The organism is Thiomicrorhabdus sp. zzn3, from assembly GCF_029767755.1.
In the GTDB taxonomy this organism is placed as follows: domain Bacteria; phylum Pseudomonadota; class Gammaproteobacteria; order Thiomicrospirales; family Thiomicrospiraceae; genus Thiomicrorhabdus.
Genome location: NZ_JARUQS010000001.1, coordinates 822,669 through 846,663, shown reverse-complemented (window position 1 = coordinate 846,663; position 23,995 = coordinate 822,669). Strand labels below are relative to the sequence as shown.

Genomic DNA, 23,995 nt, shown 5'->3' with positions numbered 1-23,995 from the left:
ACAGGCGGCCAAGGGTATCACTTAAACATAGGATTTTCATGATGAAACTTCATCAAAAAAGACCGATACCCTCTAGACTATCAAGACGTTAACAGACAAAAAAGCCGGTAACAAAACCGGCCTTTTTCTAATGAATATCCAAAACAATACGAGTCTAATCAGGTTTTAAACTCTTCCATTAAACTGCATAACTGTTTAGACAAGGCTTCCACCTTATCACTCGACAGATTCACTCGTTCAGCGCCAGAAGCCACATTCTGAGCGACATGACTGATCTGTTCCGCACTCTTGTTAACTTCAATGGCTTGCGCTCTCTGATGTTTGGAGGCATTGGCAATTTGGGTATTGGTTTGCGAAATAGTCATGACTGCACTTTCGATCGATTTCAATGAATCTCCCGCCTCATGAGCATGCTGCACACTTTCATGAGCCTGTTCACGTCCATGTTTCATCACTCCTACCGCTTCACGCGCTGCATTTTGCAAGCCTTCAATCGTAGCTTCAATCTCCTTAGTGGAATCCTGCGTACGGCTTGCCAACACGCGAACCTCGTCGGCGACAACGGCAAACCCCCGGCCATGTTCGCCGGCACGTGCGGCTTCAATTGCCGCATTCAAGGCCAACAAATTCGTTTGTTCGGCAATGTCCTTAATCACGTCCAGAACCGTGCCGATGGTTTCGCTGTCCTGCTCCAAACGTTTAATCACATTGGCCGCGCGTTCTACTTCATCGGCCAAGGCACTGATGGAATTAACGGTTTGCTCTACGACTTGAGAGCCCTTGTGCGTTGCATTGCTGGCCTCGTCCACCGCATCCAACGCATTCTGTGCCTGCTGCGCCATCGCCTCAACCGCACTGTTCATATTCTGCATCGCTGCATTCACGCTTTCGGTATCTCGTTTTTGCTGCTCGATACCGCTTTGTGTTTCTTCCGTAATCATATTCATTTCGGAAGAAGCCACATTCAACTGATCCGCCACCCCAGAAATACGCTGCACCATATTGCGCAAGTTTTGCGACATCAGATTAAAGCTTTGCGCCATATCCCCAATAAAATCATGACTTTGTAAAGAACACTTCTGGGAAATATCGTTATTACTGATCGCATTCGCCACTTCACCAATTCTCTGCAAGCGGCGCAGCAGCATCTTATTGAGCAGCCAGAAATTGAAAAAACCAATACTGATTCCGGCAACAATGCAGGACAGACTAAACCAAAGCAGCATGCCATCTTTCCATTCCACGAATAAATCAGCAAAAAATGGAAAGGCCACTCCCATTAGGAACCCGAAAGCCATAAAAGCCAGAAACATATTCCTTAAAATGCTTGGTCTTCTAAAATCAAAAGAGAACATAAGCGCCTTCTATTCTATCTATTATTTATTATTTCAAACTTGATGCAGCGATCCTCGATCAAGTTTAAGGCAGGAAATCCCACCTCTGAACTTATCTACCCTGATCTAAAGCAATTTTACGGCCAAAATTTGAAAACATGAGTCCGTTAGACCAAAACTTGTACTAAAGTGACATCATCCGCTAACCCATTCTGTTCCGAGAACACTTCAAGCTTTTGATTCAGCCAATGAAGTTCATACCCTTCTTGCAAAAGCGTTTGCAAATGTTGTTTCAGGCGTGTCACTCCAAATAAGTCGCCTTCGACTGAGCGTGTTTCAACCACCCCATCTGAATAACAGAATAGAGAATCCCCGCTTTCAACTTGAAGCACGGCGGTTGGGGTTAATCGACACTGATGAGACTGAATACCCAGAGCAAAACAGCTCGAAGAAACCGAATCAATCAGCTCACATTCTCTGAAATGGAGCAATTCCGACATACCGAAATTCCAAACCACAACGCAACCGTTGTCTTCTTGCCATTCCAAAAGAATGGCCGCCATAAACATGTCAGGCGGCATTTTACGATAAAGCGCTTCGTTTAACTTATACAAAATCTGTTCAAGTGGCGCCCCCTGATCACTCAGCATGTAAAACAGCGAAGAAACCAGCGGGCCACCCAAGGCTGCGGCCAAACCGTGACCAGTAAAGTCCCCCACCAACAAATAACGGTTTCCATTAGCACTTCTTGAAGACAGCACCAGATCGCCATTGGTTTTATCCAACGGTGCCACCAGACACTTAAGGTTGTCATGCACAAAGTGCTCATCCTCGCGCATCTTAAGGATCACACTCTCAATATAACGGCGCTCATTGTTCAATTGTGCATTATGTTGCGCCAGTAAGCGTCTTGATTGGGAAAGGCTCAAATGAGTCTCTATTCGGGCCATTAATAACGACTCTGAAAATGGCTTAGTGATGTAGTCAACAGCCCCTGTTTCCAGCCCCCGTTTTTCGTCTTCAACGGCAAGCCGTGCCGTCAAGAACAGAACCGGGATGTCTGCCGTGGCTGCTGTCTGCTGTAAACGTTGACATACTTCAAAACCATCGATACCCGGCATATTAATATCCAACAGAATCAGATCGGGCTTTCTCTTCTGGACACTGTCCAAACAGGCCTGTCCACTTTCCAGTACCGTCAGTTCAAAACGCCCTTCGAGCACATCCTCTAAAATAAAACGATTAATCGGTTCATCATCCACGGCGATCAGATAGGGTTTAGTCATCTTCTCCTCCATGCTCGACTAAAGGCTGCATTAAAAGTGTCAGCTTTATCACCGCGCCACCGTTGGGCGCGTTTTCAGCCCAAATTTTACCGCCGTGAGCATGAATAATGTCCCGACAAATCGACAAGCCTAGCCCTGTCCCCGCATGATTGTCTGCGCTATGAGATGCCTGAACAAAGCGATCGAAAATCGTTTCCAGATCCTTCTCAGGGATGCCCTCTCCCTGATCCTGAATGCTGATCAGCAGGTAATGTTGCTCATACGGCACATAATCAATCTGAATACGCCCCGATGGCGGTGAAAACTTTATGGCATTTGACAACAGATTCGCCAATACCTGGGTGAGACGTTTTTGGTCAAAAAATGCCATTTGCGCGACATCAGACCAAACCACAGTCATGTTTTTGTCCTGCAATAAGGGAGCCTGCTCAGAGAGGACTTGTTTAATCACTTGGCTGAGGTCCTGCTGACGCAATAAGAAGTCCATCTTTCCGGTTTCTAACTTGGCCGAATCCAACAGATCATTTAACAATGCCATGAGACGCTGGGCACTGTCATTAATCAGTGAGAAATAGCGTTTCAATTTTTCGCGTTCCACACTCTCAACTCGACTCTCACCCAAGTTGGCATAGCTAAGGATCCCATGTAGCGGAGTACGAATTTCATGCGTCATGCTCGCCAAGAATTCCGATTTGGCCTGATTCGCTTTCTCGGCACTGATTTTAGCCTGAATCAACTCGGTTTCCAGTTGCTTACGTTTTGAAATATCACGGAACGCGACATGCACAATCGTTTCTCCGTACAACTCCAATCGCGTCAGAACCACATCCGTCCAAAACGGTTCGCCATTGGAACGCACATTTACCCATTCAAAAGTATGCGTACCTTGACGCAAACAAGTTTGCAACATGCGATTCCCTTTGCAAATTGAAAGCTCGCCATCCGGCTGATATTTTGGAGAAAAACGTTTGATTGGCTGTTTTAAAATCACCGATTTCGACGAATAACCAAACGTCTTTAAGGTCGCCTCATTACAATCAATGGCGTGCCTCCCCTTCATCAGAAAAATGCCATCTGTTGATTTTTCAAACAGGGTTTCAAAGGCATTTTTTTGCTCTTGAAGCGCTTGCGTATATTGCTTCACCTCCTCTTGGAGGACTAAATTATCCAGTGACAAATTGCGATTAGCAATTCGGTCGGTCAAGTCTCTGACAAACGAGGCAACAATCGGAACCCCGTCCACTTCAAACTTCGAAGCGTGTATTTCTACCGTTAAGGTTGAACCATCCTTTCGCTGATAAACACTTTCCAAACCGATTTTTTCTCCCGGCTGCAAAGAACGACAAACTTGAGAAAACTCTTCCAGCGGGAACTTAACATCCACTTGATTAAAAAAGTCGAGTTTCATGAACTCTTCCCGGCTATACCCAAGCAGATTACACGCTTTTTGATTCACGTTTAAGATCTTGCCCGAACACTCCTTCAAAATAAACGCATCTGAACTTTGTTCAATCAGCTGCTGATAACGCCCTTTTTCCTCGTTAAGCATCCTTATATTAACAAGATTATCCTGGCGATAACGCAAGTAGCCGTAAACCAACAAAGCAACGAACAAACTCACCATCATTCCACCGATTAATGGCCGATTCGTGTCTGCGGCTTGATGCACCTCATAATCCGGGATCTCATGCAGAGAGGTCGCTGCGGCCAACTCCCATTCTCGCCCGCCAATTGAAAAGCGTTCTGAAGAGGCAAGCATCTGTTCAGTCTGTTGCCTATTTACGTCAGCAATCTCATCAATGAACTGAATCGGGTTATGTCTGTCGGTGACATCGTAAATGGCATATTTGATTTCACGGTTCAAAAAGTAATCCTGTTTTACGAATTCCAAAAAATCGCCCATTCGCAAAATCAACAGAACATAGCCTTTCAAACCTCCGGTCCCGGCTTCGTCAAAAACAGGACTGTACAAGAGAGAGGCCTGTTGAATTCCCGTCTCTTGAACAAGGCGCGTCGGTGCGGTCAAGCTCACTCGCCTGAGTTCCCTGGCTTTTTCCACCGCCTCTTTTTGGTTGGGATAGCTTAAAACATCCAATCCCATCGCCTTTTCATTACCGGCATAAGGATAGATATAATCAACCGGTAGATAGAAATCGGCTAATGGCGCTGCTTGCAGCTTCCCATCGATCATCGCGGAAATTTTAAAACCGTCATAGCCTTGTTGCCGCAGACTGTTTTCGTACGGTTCCCTTTCATTATGGTGGATCAAAGGCAGCCACTCTAACGCCTGAATAGCGTGTTTGGAAGAGGTCAATACCTGAGCATAATGTGCAAAGTCTTTACGAGTGACTTCCTCACTAAACTTAAACACGGCTGACAAACTATTAGCACGATCGAGTTCGCTGCGCATGGCCCTTTCAACGGCCAGGAAGAACTTGTTTGCCGAATCATTAAAATGCAATTCGAGCGCTTTTTGGTCCTTTTCAACCAAATAGCTATATCGTAAGCCACTGATGACCAAACCAGCCAAAAAGACCAGCAATGTAATGACATAAATGCGTTGACGAGATTGGGTGCGCACACAAGCCCCTTTACACGATGTACTCTAAAATAGTAAATGAATGCCAAACCTAACCACCCATTCTAGCGGATTCCTTTACATCCCTGAATAACGGACAATAAAAAAGGCCGGAAAGCTTGGCTTATCCGACCTTTGTTAATGGCATGATTAAGCGTCTGTGGCGCTTAACAGTATCAACTACTGGCTCCAGGTATCCCGCAAAGCTACCGTACGGTTGAATATCAATGCGTCACCACTGCGATTGTCGCGACAAAAATAACCTTCCCGTTCAAACTGATAGGCTTTTTCCGCTTCGGCCGTAAGCAGGCCGGGTTCAACGAAGCCCTGCTTGACCACCAAAGAATCCGGGTTTAATACACTTTCAAAATCGGCTTCCTTAGCCGGATTCGGTACCGTGAACAGTCGATCATAAATACGGAATTCCGCCGGCAAGGCTTGAGTGGCTTCCACGAAATGAATCACCCCTTTTACCTTACGCCCGTCGGCCGGGTTTTTACCCAATGTTTCAGGGTCATAGGTACAGTAGATGGTTGTGTAATCACCGTTTTCATCCGTCTCCACACGCACTCCCTTAATCACATAGGCGTTACGCAGGCGCACTTCCTTATCCAGAGCCAAACGCTGATACTTACCGTTGGGTGCCACTTCCATAAAGTCAGCGCGGTCAATATACAATTCGCGACTAAAGTGAATTTCGCGTTTGCCCATCGCTTCATTTTGTGGGTGAACCGGCGCCTGCAGGGTTTCAACCTGACCTTGCGGATAGTTTTCAATAATCACCTTGATTGGGTCAATCACAGCCATGCTGCGGGGCGCGACCCTATTCAAGTCGTCTCGAATCGAGGCTTCCAATATCCCCATTTCGGTCATGCTATCGACTTTGGAAATCCCGATACGTTCGGCAAAGTCTCGCAAAGCCGCCGGCGTATAACCGCGACGGCGCATCCCGGAAATCGTCGGCATACGCGGATCGTCCCAGCCTTCCACCAGCCCATCGTTCACCAGCTTGTGCAGCATCCGCTTGGACATCACTGTATATTCGAGATTTAAACGTGAGAACTCATACTGATGAGGACGATCCGGCTTATTGAAGGCGTCCAGGTGCTCGAGCAACCAATCGTAAATACGCCGATTATCCTGGAATTCCAAGGTACAAAGCGAGTGCGTCACCCCTTCAATCGCATCGGAAATACAATGCGCAAAGTCGTACATGGGGTAGATGCACCACTTGTCACCCGTCTGATGGTGGTGTTCGAAACGCACGCGATACAAAGTGGGATCACGCATACACATGAACGACGACGCCATATCGATCTTGGCGCGCAATACGCATTCGCCTTCCTTGAATTCACCGTTTTTCATCTTCTCGAACAGGGCCAGATTCTCTTCCGGTGAGGTGTCTCGATAAGGGCTGTTTTTGCCAGGCTCTTTCAACGAACCACGATATTCGCGTGTTTCTTCAGCGTTCAAGAAACAGACATAGGCCAAGCCTTTTTGAATCAGCTCCACCGCACAGTCGTAAAACTGGTCGAAATAGTTAGACGAGTACTTCGGCTCACCCGCCCAATGGAAGCCCAGCCACGCCACATCGCGTTTAATCGACTCGACATATTCCAAACTCTCTTTGGCAGGGTTGGTATCGTCAAAACGCAGGTTACAACGGCCGTTGTAATCCTCTGCCAGACCAAAGTTCAAACAGATGGATTTGGCGTGCCCGATGTGCAAATAGCCATTCGGTTCCGGTGGAAAACGCGTGCACACCTCAGTGTGCTTGTGATTGGCTAAATCGTCATTAATGATGTTACGAATAAAATTGACCGGACGTTCAACGGCTTCGGACTTACCCTGTTTGCTCATGAATTCAAAAACCTATTCGACTCTGCTAAAGCTATTCAAAAAATTACGCCCGGAAAACAACCAGGCCTGTTCGGATTAAAATGCGAGTAATTATAGCACCAATTCAAACCGTACTCAGAAACCCTTTTATTGCAATTGAGCTTGGTCGGGTTCCACATAATTGAGCTTAAGCAAACGCACTTCGCGCTGGGTTTCACGGTGACGGAAAATATCATGCATCGGTTCACTGCGGACAAAATCATAGTGTTCATGCATATAATGGATTCGCTCGTCATGGTAACGTTTCAGGATGGAACGCTCTTTGTCCCACCCCTTCGGAAAGGCCACGCCTTTTACCGGGGCAACGTTGCCGCCCTCTTTCAAACTGCCTAAACAGATCAGAGTGTGATCCTTTAACTTTGTAAACTGCACCCCCAACCATGAGCACGGCGTCTCGATTTCGCCAAATTGCGTGACCATCACCGCCTCGACATTAGAAGCTTCACCTTCTTTGTTCGGCACTTTTACACCGGCTTTTTCCAGTTCATTCAAAAACTCTTGCGCCTGCTTCAAGTCCAAAAACCCGACTCTTAGCAATGTCTCATCGGAGCAGATCGCCAATGGATGCAGGGTCTCGTCAACAGACTTGAGTGCCGACAAGGCGTCCGCATTTTGCATCGCTAATGATTTATTGATTACAACCGAATATCCTTCAATTAAAATCGCCATCCATTTTTCCTTGAAATTATTGAGCAAATACTTGACCCTTACCTAGCGCAATATTTTAACACCCTTGCCGTTGCTAAAATTGACATTCATGATTTTCAAGAAAGATAAACTAAGCTTGTGAATTTACACCGGTTTCGGTAGCATTGAGGCATCAACTCCTGAACTTAATCTATTTCATTCGGGAGAAGGGAGGGTCAACGATGGCGACAAAATCCCAATCCAATCCGGTACCGCAGTACACTTGTCCAATGCACCCCGAAATCGTGCAAGACCACCCTGGGCACTGTCCGATTTGCGGGATGGCCCTGGAAACGAAAGCGCTCGACCTTTCCGGTGCACCCGCTGAAAACAGCGAACTTAAAGACATGACACGGCGTTTTTGGTTTGCCGTTTTGCTCTCTATCCCACTACTGGTCGTTTCCATGGGAGAGATGTTGCCAGGAACCCCTATTTCTCAATGGTTTCCTCCCTCCCAGCGAACCATCATAGAATTGTTGTTGTGTACCCCTATCGCAACTTGGGCTGCTTGGCCTTTTTATCTACGCGCCATCGACTCGATTAAGTCACGCAGTCTCAATATGTTTACCCTCATAGGACTGGGCGTCAGCGTTGCTTTTATCTATAGCCTGATTGCTACCCTGTTCCCGCACTGGTTTCCAGATTCTTTCCGTGAACAGGGCGAAGTGGGTGTCTACTTTGAGTCTTCGGCCGTCATCGTCACCTTAATATTGCTTGGGCAAGTTCTGGAATTGCGCGCACGCAGCCGCACTTCTGACGCGCTCAAATCTCTCTTGGGGATGCAGATTAAACAGGCCCACCGAATAGGTGCAGATGGAAGTGAAGAAGACATTCCGGTAGAACATGTTCAAGTTGGCGACCGCTTGCGTGTCCGTCCCGGCGAAAAAATTCCGGTGGATGGAATCATTGAATCCGGTTCCGGCACACTCGACGAATCGATGATGACCGGTGAACCTCTCCCTAGTCACCGTCAAGCAGGAGAAGCGGTCATTGGCGCAACGATAAATGGGGAAGGGAGTTTGGTAATACGCGCCGAGAAAGTCGGTAAAGACACTCTGTTGGCCCGCATAGTCACGATGGTTTCCGAAGCGCAACGCAGCCGAGCCCCCATTCAGAATCTGGCCGATCGGGTTGCCGCTTATTTTGTACCCGGTGTCCTGTTGATCTCCATGACGACTTTTATCGTGTGGGCCTTATTAGGACCAGAACCAAGCATGGCGCACGCCCTGATCAACGCCATTGCGGTACTGATCATCGCCTGCCCATGTGCATTGGGATTAGCCACCCCCATCTCGATCATGGTGGCCACCGCCAAAGGGGCCGGATTGGGTATTTTATTCAAAAACGCCGAAGCGATTGAGCGTCTGCGTCAAGTAAACACCTTGGTGATTGACAAAACCGGAACCTTGACTGAAGGTCACCCAGAACTGGTCGACCTTATTCCCAGCGAAGGCTATGATGAAAAAAACCTATTAACGATTGCGGCCAGTGTAGAGCGCAACAGCGAACACCCTATTGCGGCGGCCATCGTTAGACAGGCTAAGCAACAGGCACTGGATCTGGATGAGGTGGATTCATTCAAGGCCATACCAGGTAAAGGGGTTAAGGCTTCGTTATTAGGCGTCAATGTGCTGCTTGGCAGCAACACCTTCTTAACAGAATCCGGCATCGATTGTACTGCGGCTCTCGAGCAGGCCAAACAATTTCGCCAACAAGGCAAAACTGCGCTCTTTATCGCTCACAACCAAACGTTTATTGGCCTGCTAGGAATCGCCGACCCGGTCAAACCCACTACCCCGCTTGCGATTCGAAAATTGCATGAACAAGGCGTTCATGTCGTCATGCTGACCGGAGACAACCGCATCACCGCACAAAGCGTCGCAGAGCAACTGAATATTAAAGAAGTTAGGGCCGAAGTTTTACCTGATCAAAAAGCCCAAGTCATCAAAAGCCTGCAGTCTCAGGGCCGCGTTGTCGCCATGGCCGGCGATGGGATTAATGACGCCCCCGCTCTGGCTCAAGCCGACGTTGGTATTGCCATGGGCACCGGGACCGACATTGCCATGGAAAGTGCCGATGTCACCCTGGTTAAAGGAGACCTGCAAGGATTGGTTAAGGCCAAAAAACTGAGTCACTTAACCCTGGCTAACATCAAACAAAACCTGTTTTTTGCCTTCGCTTATAACACCTTGGGCATTCCTATCGCCGCCGGCGTGCTTTACCCCGCATTTGGCTTGCTGCTTAGCCCGGTCATTGCCGCTGCCGCCATGAGCTTCAGTTCAGTATCCGTCATCGCTAACGCGTTACGTTTAAAAAATAAAACGCTTAATTAACCGGGGCGCCTTGCGCGAAACATAAGTAATTACTAAAATAAATAGTCTTTCAGGTGCGCCTTTGACGGTTAAACAAACCGAAACAACAAGGCGTTAAACGGGAAGTCAGGTGCGAATGTTTGATGACCTTCAATTCCTGCGCTGCCCCCGCAACGGTAATAGAGAAGACTCTGAAAATGCCACTGACCAAGTTCGTGCAAGCGGCTTGATTGGGAAGGCCAGAGAAAATGCTCTTAAGCCCGGATACCGGCCTGAAAAGAGAACAAGCCTTAAGCATAAAACAGCTTGTTCACTAACCGATTGCGGTGGGCAATACGGAAGATAAGTCAATCCAAGATTCTAAGCCGCGACCAGGCCTGTTGCGTTTGCAATCCGTCCAAACGCCGATTAATCTTGCCTATTCATTTATCTAAGCAGACCTGATGGCTGTCATCCAGCGTGTTCTGTCCGTTTTGCCTTCGTTCATATACAGTAATGAAATGAAGGAAACTAATGAAATTTTCTAGACTCTCGACTGCAGTGCTCGCAGCTTTATACACCTCTTACGGTTTTGCCAATGCCTCGGAAGGTTCTATTCTGGACACCATTTATGTTTCGCAAACCCCGGTTGTGCCCGAGGCTCTGCAAACGCCCTATTCTGCATACAGTTTTAGTCGCGAAGAGATTCAAGCCAGTGGCGCCACATCGCTCAGTGAATTTCTGAACCAAAATACCACGATTTCCGTTCAGTCCAATGGCAATCCGTTAGCCCCTTTACTCGACATGAACGGCTATGGCATTGAATCAGGCCATGAAAACATTCAAATTGTGGTCGACGGTGTTTCAATAAACAACATCGATTTAGCTACCCCACAGTTAAGCCGCATTGCACTCAATTCTGTAGAAGAGATTACTCTTATCAAGGGGTCTGGTTCCGTTCTCTATGGTAACGGGGCCAGCGCGGGTGCCATTATCATTACCACTAACCGTCACTTTCGAGCTAACGACATCGCTAAGGTTTCGACCTCTTATGGTTCCAATGCCACCACCCATCAGGCCCTGAATGTTAAAAGGAGCACAGTAGTGGATGGCCTGAACCTGCTGGGAGCGATCAACGCGGAAGCTCTGCACAGCAACGGTGATAAGCAAATCAATACAGACGGCACGCAAAATACCGTCGACAACACCAACCTCTCTGCTACTGTCGGGTTGGCTAAAAGAACCACTTATGCAACCTTGACCCTTGAAAAAAATGATTCAAAGGTTAATTATCCCGAAGCGATGTCGCTGACTGACTTCCGCAACGACGCCTCCACCGATCTGACTAGCGGCAACACTCATCAAGCCTATGAAACTGTCAGCAAAACCCTAATTCTGTCCACCGAACTAGCGGCACACACCCGATTAACCTACACGCTCAGCCAGCAGGACAAGTCTTCTGATTCTGTGTGGTACGGTGAATGGGGGCCGTATGCATTTGGCTATGACACAGATCATACACAACAAAAACTGGACATGAAAACACAGTTAGATCGACTGGTGCTACAGTATGGACTGTCTCAGCAGGATGCCAAACGCAAAGGCAGTGATAACACCACCTCGCGCGACACCGCCGCTCTCTACGCCTTGGCGACCCTGAAAGCAACAGAAGCACTTACCATGAGCGCCGGCTACCGCAAACAAAATTTCGACTACCGTTTTACAAATGCGACACAAAACCTGACGCAAAATGACAATCTGCATGCTTATAACTTCGGCGTCAATTACCTGGTTACCCCGTCTGCTTCCATTTACGCTAATGTTAATCACGCATTTTTAGCACCGAATATCGACCGTTTTTTCAGCTTTAACTTTGGGTCTTACACCTATGAATTTAATCAGTTCATCGAACCGCAACAGACCCAAACCTATACCTTGGGATACAAACGAAAAAATAAGAATCTGTCGCTCAACGCGGAACTGTTCCATGCGGACATCAACGACGAGATTTATTATGACCCTGACTCGGCTATAAACACCAACCTGGATAAGACCCACAAGCAGGGAGTGAGCCTGAGCATCGCGCGTAACTGGCAGGCATTCAGCGCTGGTCTTGACTACAGCTACGTTGAGGCCGTCATCGACAGCCTCAACGGCAATGAGGATCACAACACTGCGTTACCGGGCACTTCAGAGCATACCTTCAAGCTGTTTGGCCAGTATGAATTTACCTCGTCATGGTTCGCAGCCCTGCCCAATCAGCGTCTGCGCATCGCCCATAAACAAAGCTCTGACAGTTATGCCATTTCGGATTTCAACAACGAACACGGGCGCTTTGCGGGTTACAGAAGCACCGATTTGAGCTACCAACTGGCCAACAAGCAATTGTCGATTCAGATTGGAGTCAACAATGTGTTTGGCGAAAACAACGGACTTTACGTTGTAAAATGGGACAACACAATCAATGTTCACCCTAGCGTTTATGAACGCTATTATTATCTGTCAGCCAACTACCAGTTCTGAGCTGATCGGTAAATTTGATTCAAGGGGCTAAATTCAGCCCCTTTTTTCATCATTTTCGACGACAAAAACATAAAATTGATCTATCGACATAACACAGGAATTCAAATGGTCGATCAAGCACAAAAAAACCACTATCATCAAATCCGTATGCAGCGCAAAAAAGCGCAGATTGACGCGGCGATTGCCCGTGCTAATCATGAAAAAGGCCTGTTACTGGTGATCACCGGCAACGGTAAAGGCAAATCCACCTCCGCATTCGGTATGGTGGCACGGGCGTTGGGGCATGGCAAAAAGGTCGGAGTATGTCAGTTTATTAAAAACCGGACCGATACGGGTGAAGAGGCGTTTTTCAAGACTCAGCCAAACTGTGAATGGCATGTGTTGGGTGACGGCTTTACTTGGGAAACGCAAAACCGTGCACAAGACATTGCCACCTCAGAACACGCTTGGAACGTCGCGACGCAGATGTTGACCGATCCGGGTTATGACTTGGTGGTGTTGGACGAACTGACCTATCTACTGAGCTATGACTACCTCGATAAGGAGCTCGTACTCAACACCATCAGCGAACGCCCGGAAATGCAGCACGTGGTGGTCACTGGCCGTTCCGCCATAGCGGAACTGCGTGAGATGGCCGATACCGTCTCTGAGATCAAGGATGAAAAACATGCCTACAAAAGCGGCATCAAAGCGCAGCCCGGATTTGACTTTTAGAGTCTCCCGAAAACGATTCTATTTTTCATTGCAACCACTTGGCTATTTCTGAGCTTTAGATTATGCGTCTTAATACTTGCATCAAATTCAGCTGCAACATCGATTCACTCTATGCCATATTTTTCTGTGTCTGGATCGTTTTTTATTCTCAACAGGCCTGGTCACAAACCGACTCCTCACCCGCTGAAATCAAGCGCATCATTACCCTGGCACCGCATCTCACAGAAATAGTCTATTCAGCAGGCGCCGGTGATAAATTGGTCGGCGTAGTGAATTACTCGGATTACCCTGAAACGGCGCAAAAACTGCCGATTGTCGGCGATCACCACGCACTCAATTTGGAAGCGATTATTGCGTTAAAACCGGATCTGATTCTAGGCTGGAAGTCAGGCAATCGTTTGCAGGATAGCGAACGCTTAGCAGCACTGGGACTGAACCTATTCGAATCGGAAGTCACAACACTCAACGATATCCCCGACTTGATCGAACGCATCGGCCAACTTTCCGGCACTCAATCCATTGCAAAAGCCGAAGCACAAAGCCTTCGCCAACTCCTCACCTCTCTGCAACAGCGTTATGGCAGTAAAACACCGGTGAGTGTGTTTTACCAAATTTGGAATCAGCCTCTCATCACCATGGGAAAAGAACAATTTATCAGCCAGGGGATTGCGCTATGCGGCGGACGAAACCTTTTTAGTGATCTGCCCAGTTTAACCGCTGAAGTCGCCATGGAAACGGTGCTGGCAAGAAATCCTCATGTCATTTTATTAGGCGGGCAAAAATCTTTTCAGCAGGCCTGGCTACAATCCTGGCGGCGCTACCCAACGCTCAAGGCGGTCAAGCGGCAGCAGATCTATTTGCTGAACAACAATCTCTACCAACGACCAACGGCTCGCTTTGTGCGCGCCTTAGAACCGCTTTGTGACCTACTTGACCAAGCTCGGAAAGCTTATGATTTACCTCCCTAAAAAAACGACATTGCCAATTTAAATGGCAAAAGCGTCGTCTTCGTCAAGCAGCCCCGACGAAGCGTAAGCGTCTTTCACTTCTTGTCCCTGAGTCGCATGGGTAATCAGCTCAAGCGTCTCTTCCGGACACATCATAAATTCACAGGCGATCAGGTAGCGCCCCTCGTCGTATTTCGGTTCCACCCTGACCACTTTAGCTCGCTGATGCACAATCTCGTATTCCTCGACTCCAGTCGTCGCGACATTGATGCGTAAAAACAGCTCAAGAATATCGCCTTTCTCCACCAAAAATTCACTATAGAAAGCAAAACCGCCTGGCGAGATATCATGAAACTCTTGTGACCAATACTCCGGAAAAATAATGATGTAATGGCTGCTGGAGATATTGTTGTAGATCTTCTCCATCAACAATGTGTAGTGATAGAGGTCAATGAACGCCTTTAGCAACTTGGAGCCGTTCTTCTTGTTTTTTTCGATATAACCGCGAATGTCGTGATCGATTTTCAACTTTTCAAGCACCGGCCCTTCATACAGTTTGTGGGGCGTGGATTTTTCCAGCAATTCAATCGTATGGTGATTGATCTGATTAAGCTTTTCCTCGAAATCCCTCAAAATACTCTCAGTACGGATATTATTATTCAGAGAGGCGTAATCCAGCGTGTTGTTGAGGTTCTCATTCAAAAAACGCAACGCGGTTTCAATATTAATCACCCCTACAGAAATACCGTTTAACACCTCGCGTAGATACTCAAGTTTCTCGAGCACCACCATGAACAGGTCGAGCGCTTCCGGATATTTTTCTCCGAGTGCGGCGCGAATGTTTTTACTGTAATTGACCACAATACTGTCAAGTTTTTCATTGACGATCTTATTGAAGTGCTTGATCCCGGAACTGTAAATATCGCCTTGAAGCTCTTCCACTTTTTCATGACTGCCGATTCGAATAAAGTGGTAACTCATATCCGCTGTATAACGGAAATAGCGGCGGGTGTTTTCACGACGGCTGCGGATCGCCAAGGAATATTTTCCATGATCGGACCGTTCCTTGGTGATCCAGTGCAGCGTCTTGGGATGATCTTCAACCAAGGCGGTTTGAATGGTTGGGGTTTCTGTAGCGGGAATATCAAGTAGAACACTCAACGCTTTATAGAGCGTCTCTTCCAAAAACTGGAACTCAATCTCATTGATATACAGCATTTTGGAAAACGAAGTGATTTTGGCAACGATGCAGGCACAGATCGTTTTCTCGACCATCTGCGTGTCGAGCGGCTCGGCGCTTTTGAACTCTTCAAAATGCTTGGAATACTGACTCCTCAGATCCAGAAGCATAATTTCCAACGAGCTGCTGCGCAGAATTCTATAGGCGATCTTCTTATATTCGAAAGGTAGAATTTCGATAAAGGAGTGATCGTTGTCGTAATGCGTTCCCGGCACTTTAAACCTGCTTCAAACCTGTTTCTTCTGTTACATAATGATCTCAGCTGACAAGGAGATCCGTGATGGCTGGTATTTAACAAATTCTATACCAATAATCGGCTAAGAAAATGGATAAATACTCGAGAATGAGTGGCCGTAACACGGCCTTGGCATCAAGATAAAGCCTGATCAGGCCCGGGTAAAGAAATAATAGAGCATATAACCGCCGTACATGACCAGCATAACGATACTTAACAGCGTAATCGGACGCAGCCCTTTTTGTTCCACGACAATGCCCTGCTGAGCCAATTTGCGCGTGCGAATTTTGTGTTTAATCAGCCAAAAAAAGAAATAAATAATCGCGGCCAAGGTCAGGTATTTAAGCATGATCTCACTTTCTGTTAGGCCATTAAACCGCGTACTTTAACCAGATCCGCCTCGGTATCCACCCCGATTCCCGCTTCACATAACGCATCCAATACAAGAATTTTTTCACCGTGCCACAGTACTCGCAACTGTTCGAGTTTTTCGACCTGCTCCAAAGCGCACTCCGGCCAAGCCACATACTGTTTTACAAAACCGGCGCGGTAGGCATACAAACCGATATGACGCTTGTAAGCCCAGTTTTCCGGCAAAGATTTTGAACCTTCGCAAAACGTATCGCGTGACCACGGCAGCGGTGCGCGACTGAAATTGATAGCTCGGTTCGCCACATCACGGCTGACCTTCACCGCGTTGGGATCGAACACCGTTTCCACATCGTGAATCGGTTCGCATAAAGTCGCCATTGAAATCTCCGGATGATCTCGCAAGCCATCGGCCACCTGGTGAATCAGCTCGGGCGGCAACATCGGTTCATCACCTTGCACATTTACAATGATCTCATCACCGCCCAAACTGCAAAGTTCGATCACTTCTGCGATGCGCTCCGTACCCGATTGGTGGTGCGCAGCCGTCAAACAGACTTCGGCACCAAATGCTGCGCAGGCTTGCTGCACTTGCTCGGATTCGGTCGCGATAATAATACGCTCCGCGCCCGACTTTTTCGCCTGACGCCAGGTCCATTCGATCATCGGCTTACCGTTGATCTCCATCAAAGGTTTGCCTGGCAATCGGCTCGATTCAAAACGTGCCGGAATAATCACACTAAAGCTCATCGTGCCGCTCTCATCCCTGTCATCGCTTGCGTGATCACGCTTTTAACTTCCGAAAATGTTCCGCTTCTTCCGCACTGATCTGGCGGGCTTCATCTTCCAACAAGATCGGGATACCGTCGCGTACAGGGTAGGCTAAATTTGCCGCCGTAGAGACCAGCTCCTGCTTTTTCTTATCGTAAATCAGCTTGGTCTTGCTGACCGGACACACTAAAATTTCGAGCAGTTTTGGATCCATAATTTTCTCTCAGACTGACTTTCTGTGCACAAGGCAAAGGAAAAACTCAGGTCATGTTAATTCATTTATTCGGTTGCGTTGGATTTTTCTAGCAGGCCTGTCTAAACCCTTAAATATTCTGGCTTAGACTATTACGCGGAGACCGGAGCAATGGCTGTAAACGCTGGTACAACCTTGCAAACAGCAACGCATCCGCTTCGGGGGTCACCTGCAAATACCAGAGATTCAAATCCGGCTGGTGTTGCGCAATCTGGCGACATTTTACCGCATCTTTCTCGGTCATGAGCAAAGGTTTTTGCGGATCAAACTCAGCAAAATCAGCGTTGGTATAACGGTGATGGTCAGGGAAATCGCAACCATCCACCTCTATATTCAACCCCTCCAGGGTTTCATAAAAGCGTTGCGGATTGCCGATCCCCGCTAGAGCCTGTACAGACTGCCCACTGAACGCGTCAATGGGCCGTTTTTCCAGGGGATCGGCGACCCGACAAAAGCAGGCTGGCACCAAACGCATGGTAAAACATTTGTCGTCGTAAACGCTCAGTGTCTGCTGCAATGCGCTGCTCGCCAGTTCGCCGTTTAACACGATACAATCGACCGATTCCAGCCGCTCTAAAGGTTCGCGCAACGGGCCGGCCGGCAGACACCGCTCATTACCAAAACCGCGCTGCGCATCAACCATAACAATCTCCAGATCCCGCGCCATTGCATAGTGTTGCAAACCATCGTCACTGATAATCACATCCGGTTGGAATTGCGCTTCAAGCCTTGCAATGGCTTCGTTGCGCTTTGGCGACACCACGATGCCGCAACCCAGTTGCTTGGCCAGCAACACGGGCTCGTCCCCCACCAAAGCAGGTTCACTGTCGGCGGTGACCACCTGCGGCCAGTGTTTGGATTTACCGCCATAGCCTCGACTGACAATACCGACGCTAAGTCCCTGATTCTGTAATTGATTTGCCAACCAAACAATAAACGGGGTCTTACCACTGCCGCCGACCACGACATTCCCCACCACAATCACAGGAGCCGACGTTGCTCGAACTGAAGCCTGACTACGAAAGCGCTGCAAACGACGCCTGGCCTCAGCACAGACCAGACGACCTAACGGTTGCAGTACGCGCGCCCACATCCCTGTTTTGTGCATCCAAAATGACGGCCAACTCATACATGCCTCATTGATAAAATTTTCCCTGTCCTTGCGGCAAACATTGGTGATGATACCATTTTTGACGCTGTTTTCTGGCTTCATAGTTAGGTTCTGGCAATAAAATGGAGGACACACCATTCTCACCAATCTTGCCCTCTGGTTGCGATGCCCCCAATAAATAGCCAATGCCGCCGGAGCATGCCGTATTTAACCAGCTCGTTCCCGGCTTAAGCCGCTGCACCGTCTGCTGATTGGGAAAACCGTAGCGGTTACGATAGCCAGAGGAAAACAGTACCACTTTGGGGTTAACCACCTTTAACCATTGCTCGCCCGTTGAGTGACGGCTACCGTGATGCCCGGCGACCAAGAGATCCGCCTGTAAGCGCTCCACCTCTCCTTGTTGTCGATAACGGTTAATAAGATGCTCTTCCGCCTTCTGGCTTAAATCCCCGGTTAGCAAAACCGATTGATTGGATGCGCTCACTTTCAACACACAGGAATGGTCATTGTCATTGCCAATCATCGCGCTCACTTCAGACAGCCCTGGGTAAAGCACCTCAAACACCACCCCGTCCCACTCCCAATGCCGGCCGCTATGACACGGATTGACCTTCGGCATGGCTTTATTGGCTTGCGTTGCCGCGATCATCTCGGCCACCTTGGCAGGTTGACCGCTGGTGACACGCCTAACCGGCATTTCCTTGAGCAAACGCTCCAGGCCTCCGGCGTGATCCAAGTCGGAGTGGCTCACCATCACCTGGTCGATATGATTCCAGCTTTTAGAACGCAACAACGGTAGAATCGCCAGTTTGGCGCCGTCCATTTTATCGCCCCATTTGGCACCGGTATCGTACACCATGACATGATTGGCGGTTTCAATCACCACCGCCAACCCCTGCCCCACATCCAGCAAATGGACCCAGGCCTGTCCGGTTTTGGCTCTTTGACTGGTTTGGTTAAAGAACACTGCGAGTAAAATAGCCAGCAAGCCCGCCGTTGCAAACACTTTAATCCTGTTGCTACGAGCCATCAGCAAAACAAACAGGGTCAAATAGCCTATCAATAGCAGCTCTAGAGACAACCCGCCCAATGGCAGGGTCGTCGAATCCGGCAGAGCCAACAGCGTCAAACCCTGCCATAGCCACTGCCATAGATCGTCCATATACTGAGTCAGCCAAGCCGCCGACGGCACGGAAAATAGTGCGACCACAGACACCAGCAATAACAGCGGCAATAAAACCAAACTGACCAGTGGTACCGCGATGAGATTCGCCGGCAGACTATACAAGGGAAGAAAATGAAAAGCGTAGAGCAGATACGGTGCCAATCCCAATGTCAAGACGACTTGAATCCACAGCAACTGCTGCCAGCGTGAGGCCTGCCTAAACCCGGGCCGCTGGATGACCGCAAAAATGAGCGCGACCGCGAGAAACGAGAGCCAGAAACCGTGACTCAATACTGAACGCGAATCCCACAACACCACCAACAAGGCCGCCAATGCCAACGCAGGCCAGGGACGGAACCGGCGTTTGACCAGCAAAAACAGGATCACCGCCAACACCATAAGATAAGCACGTTGCGTCGGAATCGAAAATCCGGCCAGCATCAGATAAAAGCTGGCAAACAGCAAGGCACCACTTGCACCCAGCATCGGTAAGTTCAGTCGCTCTATTCGGTAAAGCCCCAGCCACCATAACCCTTTAAACAACCAAAACCCCAGGGCGGCGACAATCCCCATATGCAGTCCGGAGATGGCCATCAGGTGAATCGTGCCCGTGTTCTGCAAGACTTGCCACTGGGCATCGCTGATGTGGCTGCGATCGCCATAGCTTAACGCCTCGTATAATCCGGCAAACGGACTCCCGGCAAAAGCCTGTTGCAAACGCTGCGATACTTGAAAGCGCCAGCCGCCATCCGAAGCTTGCAAGCGCTTCAGGTGATGACCCATTTCGGCGCGATTCAACACATAACCTTTCGCCGCGATACGGTTTTGAAACAGCCAACTCTCATAATCCAACGATGCCAGGTTCATACTCGCGTGATTGGCTTTCAGCTTAACCGGGAGTTGCCAGACTTGTCCGGGCTTCAAAGGCACAGTTAAATCGGAAAACTGTGTTAGAGGGAGGTACCAGTTCAACTGGAGTTTTGGGTTGGGAGTCGAAAGTGTAGAACGTTCAGAGTGTTTCAAGCTTGACCAGGCCTGTTCAGAATCAATTTCAGCAATTCTCAGCACCTCCATATTGAATTGAATGCGCACTCTCTGCGAATCGTGGAAAACGGCCGGCAACCCGACGATTTCACCCTGGATCAGAATGGGACGGTTTAAATTCTCTTCAGGTAGGCCGGCACTAAAAAAAGTCTGCCCAAACGCCCAACACCAGCCTATAATAATTCCCAATACGACATTAGCGACTACGGGCAGCAAGGGGGTATAACGGTTTTGCGCCAGCGCCAGCCACTTCGCTCCTCTTCGCTGTAACGCCAGCAACAATGACAGTGCAGCAAAAGCTAGAAAAACCAGCAAGGGCGGCCACAAGCCAGGCCGTTCTGAAAACTGGTAAAAACCGTAAACGCTTAAGACAAACGCAATTACAAAACCGATAAACATGCCTAAAAAGCTCATTAAACGTTATATGCCCACCCCGGACAAAATCAAAAACCTGAAAGGGATTGGGGTGTTAGGAAGCTGGCTACACAATCCAAGCATCTGGCATCTGCACCGGCACTCGGTTTCCAAAGCGTTTTTAATCGGTCTCTTCTGGATGACGATTCCGATTCCCTCACAAATGCTGGCGTCTGCCATTACTGCTGTTCTGTTTCGCGCCAACCTGCCCATCAGTGTGGCCTTGGTCTGGATCAGCAACCCCCTTACCATGCCACCGATTTTCTATTTCAACTACCTGGTCGGAGCCTACATTCTCGGCCACCCACTCAGTGAAAACTGGCACTTTGAATTAAGCTGGGAGTGGATGGTCAATACCCTGGGTGAATTATGGTTACCCCTGTTCCTTGGCAGCTTTGTGGTTGGCATCGTACTCGGCGTCATCGGTTACTTCACCGTCGACCTGCTCTGGCGCCATCATGTGCTTAAAGCCTGGAAAACCCGCCGTAGCCGCAAATGGCGCAAAAAATTCCGCGCCGAAGAAAAACAGGCTAAGAAAGCCAATAAATAATCGCCCTTGCAAAGCACATTTGGCAAACCGAACAGGCCTGTGCGGTTTTTAAGCTTTATTTATGGTGATGATGGTCGTCGTGCTCATCATGCTTTTCATTCATCCTTTCCAGCGCAGACACCACTTTGGCGTTGATACTGCCTTCCGGAAATTCCCCTTTCTCATTAGCCTGCCCCACCGCCATATCGGTCAACAAGCCCAAGGCATCATCAATGTGACTCATGGTGTAAACGTGATATTCGCCTCTTTCAACTGCTTCGCGCACTTCGGTACTGAGCATTAGATGGCGCGCATTCGCTTCCGGAATAATCACTCCTTGGTGCCCGGTCAAACCGCGTGCCTGACAGACTTTGAAGAAACCTTCAATTTTCTCGTTTACCCCGCCGATCGGTTGAATTTCACCGAACTGATTGATGGAACCGGTCACCGCCAGATCCTGACGTAACGGCACCCGCGCAATGGATGAGATCAGCGCCAGCAGTTCAGCGGACGATGCCGAATCGCCTTCCACTCCACTATAAGATTGTTCCATCACAATCGAAGCACTAAAGCCTAGAGAACGCTGATTCATGTAACGTCCTCGCAGATAACCACTCAGAATCAAAACGCCTTTCGAGTGGATCGGCCCCGCCATCTCGACTTCACGTTCGATATCCAGAACCCCCTCATCTCCGGCGGCGGCCTGAGCGGTAATGCGCACCGGCTGTCCAAAGGACAATTTACCTACGGTTAATACCGTCAAGCCGTTCACTTGACCGATTTGCGTGCCTTCGACGGAAATCAAAACCTGCTGTTCGATAATGGCGCGGTGGTAATACTCTTCCATCAGACCGGTATGGAAGTCACGCTGCAAAATGGTCTCCTCCACCGTCTGCCGCGTTACCCTCTCTTCACCGTTGGCCCGTGCATAGGCATTGGCTTCTGCCAGAACATCACGCAAAATGGCCTTATTGGTATACAGTCGACTGGCATCTTCGGCCATACGCGAAGCGTATTCAATCAGCCGCTCATAGGCGCTGCTCTCAACCGGCAGATCTTCCCACAGCCCCACCTCGTACGCGAGCTGGTTAGCCATCGTCAGCTCGTGCTCTTCAGTACGCTCCAACTCGACTTCAAATTCCACCTGAACCTTAAACAGACGGCTAAATTCCGGGTCAATCTCCAGCAGCGCATAAAAATGCACCGCTTGCCCGACCAGCACTAAAGTGATATTCAATGGAAAGTCCGGCAAATGATACGGCACCACATTACGTGAGGTCGGAATCTCAAAACTGATTTTCTTGCTCATCAGCGCGGCTTTCAGGTGCGACCAAATATCCGGGTCTTTTAATACCGACTGAATTCCCAACACCAGAAAGCCGCCATTCGCCTGTTGCAACAAACCAGCCTGATGGCTCATCGCCAAGGTCAGCGGATCGGCGGTAGAAACCGTCGCTGAGTTGATCGCATAACCAAACAGCTTGGGCATGCTCGCATTTTGCTCATAGATCACCGGCGCGTGCTTCAGACCTCGATGATCGACCAATAGATTGACTTCAAAAATTGACAGCCCTTGCTGCTCAGAAAGCAGTTCTTCCATGCTGATTTGCGTACTTGACGTTGTCACCTGATCGGCACTGGAATCCCAGAAAAGATGCAGTTTGGACACCAGGCTGTTCTGCAAATCATCCAAATACTGCTTGATCTCTTCAGTCTCGCCAAATTCCATTTTAAGACCGTCAATCAAGGGACGAATGTTCTCCGTTGCCACTTCAGTATTGAGTTTCTTGCCGGCATCGAGGTATTCATGCTGCAGATAAGGAAAATGGGTTAACGCCTGATTTAACGCATCTTCAACGGTCTCCAGCCCTTCGGTAAAGTATTTCTGAGTCGGTTCGTCGAATTGCTTCAGATCGCTCAGTTTATAACGCTGATCATCAATAATCGCCGAGAGGACAAAATTATTTTCGGTCTGAATGATCTCGATGCTGAGGTTTTCCGCCAACTCAAATGCCGGTTCCAGAATCGCCTGCTGTTTGGCTAAAAGTTCGTTTTCCAGCTGCTGACTGCGCTGTTGATAAGCATGACCATCAAATACAATCGGTAACTGAGATTTCAACTGAGTCACCAACGACTCCATCGCCAGTTTAAATTCATGGCCGTGACCGGCTTTAAAGTAAAGGTATTTGGTCTTATCGCTGTCGGCAAAATCCGAGACCAACACCACATCCTTCGGCATCGGCTTAGAGGCTGCCGCTTGATTCAGCATCGCTTTGGTCATGCCAATGCGCCCGACACCCGGTTCCCCCATAATAAAAATATGGTTCTGGTTGCGCTTCATATGCAGACCGAAATTCAACGATTGATAGGCACGTGGATGGAACCGCTTCATAAACTCGATGACATCCCGCTCTTCAATCGTCACCTTATCCGGTGCAAAACGTTCTGAATCCAAATGGGTTTGTCGATAGAGTTGATCTGCCGTTAATTTTCGCATTGATGTTCCAACTTGTTGTTTTCATTTACCTTTACTCAAACACCCCAACCACGGGTTTTGAGCGGCATAAAAAAAGGGAATGGTTGAAAAAAACCATTCCCTCTATCT

At 48.6% G+C, this 23,995-nt stretch carries 17 protein-coding genes and 1 riboswitch; of the genes, 5 read left to right on the top strand and 12 right to left on the bottom strand.

The features are described from left to right. Positions 1 to 158: 158 nt before the first annotated feature. The 5 genes from QCB44_RS03845 to QCB44_RS03825 all read right to left on the bottom strand — a co-directional run bounded on the left by QCB44_RS03845 (position 159) and on the right by QCB44_RS03825 (position 7,766). Positions 159 to 1,226: a HAMP domain-containing methyl-accepting chemotaxis protein gene (locus QCB44_RS03845; protein ID WP_279408015.1), complete on the bottom strand. Its 1,068-nt coding sequence runs from the start codon at positions 1,224 to 1,226 to the stop codon at positions 159 to 161. 275 nt (positions 1,227 to 1,501) lie between these two features. Then, positions 1,502 to 2,620 (bottom strand): fused response regulator/phosphatase, encoded by a 1,119-nt coding sequence (locus QCB44_RS03840; protein WP_279408014.1) that lies wholly within the window; start codon positions 2,618 to 2,620, stop codon positions 1,502 to 1,504. Continuing rightward, positions 2,613 to 5,201 (bottom strand): CHASE domain-containing protein, encoded by a 2,589-nt coding sequence (locus QCB44_RS03835; protein ID WP_279408013.1) that lies wholly within the window; start codon positions 5,199 to 5,201, stop codon positions 2,613 to 2,615. Before QCB44_RS03835 ends, QCB44_RS03840 begins: the two co-directional genes overlap by 8 nt. A 177-nt stretch (positions 5,202 to 5,378) precedes the next feature. Continuing rightward, complete coding sequence (locus tag QCB44_RS03830; protein WP_279408012.1) at positions 5,379 to 7,058, bottom strand: glutamine--tRNA ligase/YqeY domain fusion protein; 1,680 nt, start codon at positions 7,056 to 7,058, stop codon at positions 5,379 to 5,381. 126 nt (positions 7,059 to 7,184) lie between these two features. Continuing rightward, on the bottom strand, positions 7,185 to 7,766 hold the full coding sequence (locus QCB44_RS03825; RefSeq protein ID WP_279408011.1) for a hypothetical protein: 582 nt from the start codon (positions 7,764 to 7,766) through the stop codon (positions 7,185 to 7,187). A gap of 200 nt (positions 7,767 to 7,966) precedes the next feature. Between QCB44_RS03825 and QCB44_RS03820 the strand changes: the two genes are divergently transcribed. From QCB44_RS03820 to QCB44_RS03805, 4 genes are all read left to right on the top strand, one after another. Beyond that, entirely contained in the window at positions 7,967 to 10,117 is a 2,151-nt protein-coding gene (locus tag QCB44_RS03820; protein ID WP_279408010.1) for a copper-translocating P-type ATPase, read from the top strand. A 34-nt stretch (positions 10,118 to 10,151) separates the two neighbouring features. After that, positions 10,152 to 10,387, top strand: a riboswitch (cobalamin riboswitch). A 222-nt stretch (positions 10,388 to 10,609) separates the two neighbouring features. Then, positions 10,610 to 12,598, top strand: a complete 1,989-nt coding sequence (locus QCB44_RS03815) for a TonB-dependent receptor (RefSeq protein ID WP_279408009.1) — start codon at positions 10,610 to 10,612, stop codon at positions 12,596 to 12,598. 105 nt (positions 12,599 to 12,703) lie between these two features. Beyond that, positions 12,704 to 13,312, top strand: a complete 609-nt coding sequence (gene cobO / locus QCB44_RS03810) for a cob(I)yrinic acid a,c-diamide adenosyltransferase (protein ID WP_279408008.1) — start codon at positions 12,704 to 12,706, stop codon at positions 13,310 to 13,312. Positions 13,313 to 13,374: 62 nt separating this feature from the next. Further along, complete coding sequence (locus QCB44_RS03805; protein ID WP_279408007.1) at positions 13,375 to 14,280, top strand: cobalamin-binding protein; 906 nt, start codon at positions 13,375 to 13,377, stop codon at positions 14,278 to 14,280. Between the two features lie 18 nt (positions 14,281 to 14,298). On the opposite strand, the gene QCB44_RS03800 is transcribed toward QCB44_RS03805, so the two are convergent. From QCB44_RS03800 to QCB44_RS03775, 6 genes are all read right to left on the bottom strand, one after another. Next, the gene (locus QCB44_RS03800) at positions 14,299 to 15,714 is read right to left on the bottom strand and encodes a PilZ domain-containing protein (protein ID WP_279408006.1); all 1,416 of its coding nucleotides are present in this window, start codon (positions 15,712 to 15,714) and stop codon (positions 14,299 to 14,301) included. Between the two features lie 171 nt (positions 15,715 to 15,885). Further along, positions 15,886 to 16,083, bottom strand: coding sequence for a hypothetical protein (locus tag QCB44_RS03795; protein WP_279408005.1), 198 nt, complete (start codon positions 16,081 to 16,083; stop codon positions 15,886 to 15,888). 14 nt (positions 16,084 to 16,097) lie between these two features. Next, complete coding sequence (gene kdsB / locus QCB44_RS03790; RefSeq protein WP_279408004.1) at positions 16,098 to 16,853, bottom strand: 3-deoxy-manno-octulosonate cytidylyltransferase; 756 nt, start codon at positions 16,851 to 16,853, stop codon at positions 16,098 to 16,100. A gap of 34 nt (positions 16,854 to 16,887) precedes the next feature. Continuing rightward, entirely contained in the window at positions 16,888 to 17,088 is a 201-nt protein-coding gene (locus QCB44_RS03785) for a Trm112 family protein (protein WP_279408003.1), read from the bottom strand. A 109-nt stretch (positions 17,089 to 17,197) separates the two neighbouring features. Next, positions 17,198 to 18,256, bottom strand: coding sequence for a tetraacyldisaccharide 4'-kinase (gene lpxK / locus QCB44_RS03780; protein ID WP_279408002.1), 1,059 nt, complete (start codon positions 18,254 to 18,256; stop codon positions 17,198 to 17,200). A gap of 7 nt (positions 18,257 to 18,263) precedes the next feature. Further along, on the bottom strand, positions 18,264 to 20,846 hold the full coding sequence (locus QCB44_RS03775) for a DNA internalization-related competence protein ComEC/Rec2 (protein ID WP_279408001.1): 2,583 nt from the start codon (positions 20,844 to 20,846) through the stop codon (positions 18,264 to 18,266). Here QCB44_RS03775 and QCB44_RS03770 point away from each other — a divergent pair. Next, positions 20,845 to 21,411, top strand: a complete 567-nt coding sequence (locus QCB44_RS03770) for a DUF2062 domain-containing protein (protein ID WP_279408000.1) — start codon at positions 20,845 to 20,847, stop codon at positions 21,409 to 21,411. The genes QCB44_RS03775 and QCB44_RS03770 overlap by 2 nt on opposite strands. 55 nt (positions 21,412 to 21,466) lie before the next feature. On the opposite strand, the gene QCB44_RS03765 is transcribed toward QCB44_RS03770, so the two are convergent. After that, on the bottom strand, positions 21,467 to 23,887 hold the full coding sequence (locus tag QCB44_RS03765; RefSeq protein WP_279407999.1) for an ATP-binding protein: 2,421 nt from the start codon (positions 23,885 to 23,887) through the stop codon (positions 21,467 to 21,469). Positions 23,888 to 23,995 lie beyond the last annotated feature (108 nt).

Coding starts and splice junctions, on each gene's coding strand:
- QCB44_RS03840 (WP_279408014.1), bottom strand. CDS start 2,620: ATGACTAAACCCTATCTGATCGCCGTGGATGATGAACCGATTAATCGT.
- QCB44_RS03785 (WP_279408003.1), bottom strand. CDS start 17,088: ATGGATCCAAAACTGCTCGAAATTTTAGTGTGTCCGGTCAGCAAGACC.
- lpxK (WP_279408002.1), bottom strand. CDS start 18,256: ATGAGTTGGCCGTCATTTTGGATGCACAAAACAGGGATGTGGGCGCGC.
- QCB44_RS03765 (WP_279407999.1), bottom strand. CDS start 23,887: ATGCGAAAATTAACGGCAGATCAACTCTATCGACAAACCCATTTGGAT.
- kdsB (WP_279408004.1), bottom strand. CDS start 16,853: ATGAGCTTTAGTGTGATTATTCCGGCACGTTTTGAATCGAGCCGATTG.
- QCB44_RS03805 (WP_279408007.1), top strand. CDS start 13,375: ATGCGTCTTAATACTTGCATCAAATTCAGCTGCAACATCGATTCACTC.
- cobO (WP_279408008.1), top strand. CDS start 12,704: ATGGTCGATCAAGCACAAAAAAACCACTATCATCAAATCCGTATGCAG.
- QCB44_RS03825 (WP_279408011.1), bottom strand. CDS start 7,766: ATGGCGATTTTAATTGAAGGATATTCGGTTGTAATCAATAAATCATTA.
- QCB44_RS03820 (WP_279408010.1), top strand. CDS start 7,967: ATGGCGACAAAATCCCAATCCAATCCGGTACCGCAGTACACTTGTCCA.
- QCB44_RS03830 (WP_279408012.1), bottom strand. CDS start 7,058: ATGAGCAAACAGGGTAAGTCCGAAGCCGTTGAACGTCCGGTCAATTTT.
- QCB44_RS03795 (WP_279408005.1), bottom strand. CDS start 16,083: ATGCTTAAATACCTGACCTTGGCCGCGATTATTTATTTCTTTTTTTGG.
- QCB44_RS03770 (WP_279408000.1), top strand. CDS start 20,845: ATGCCTAAAAAGCTCATTAAACGTTATATGCCCACCCCGGACAAAATC.
- QCB44_RS03845 (WP_279408015.1), bottom strand. CDS start 1,226: ATGCTGCTTTGGTTTAGTCTGTCCTGCATTGTTGCCGGAATCAGTATT.
- QCB44_RS03775 (WP_279408001.1), bottom strand. CDS start 20,846: ATGTTTATCGGTTTTGTAATTGCGTTTGTCTTAAGCGTTTACGGTTTT.
- QCB44_RS03815 (WP_279408009.1), top strand. CDS start 10,610: ATGAAATTTTCTAGACTCTCGACTGCAGTGCTCGCAGCTTTATACACC.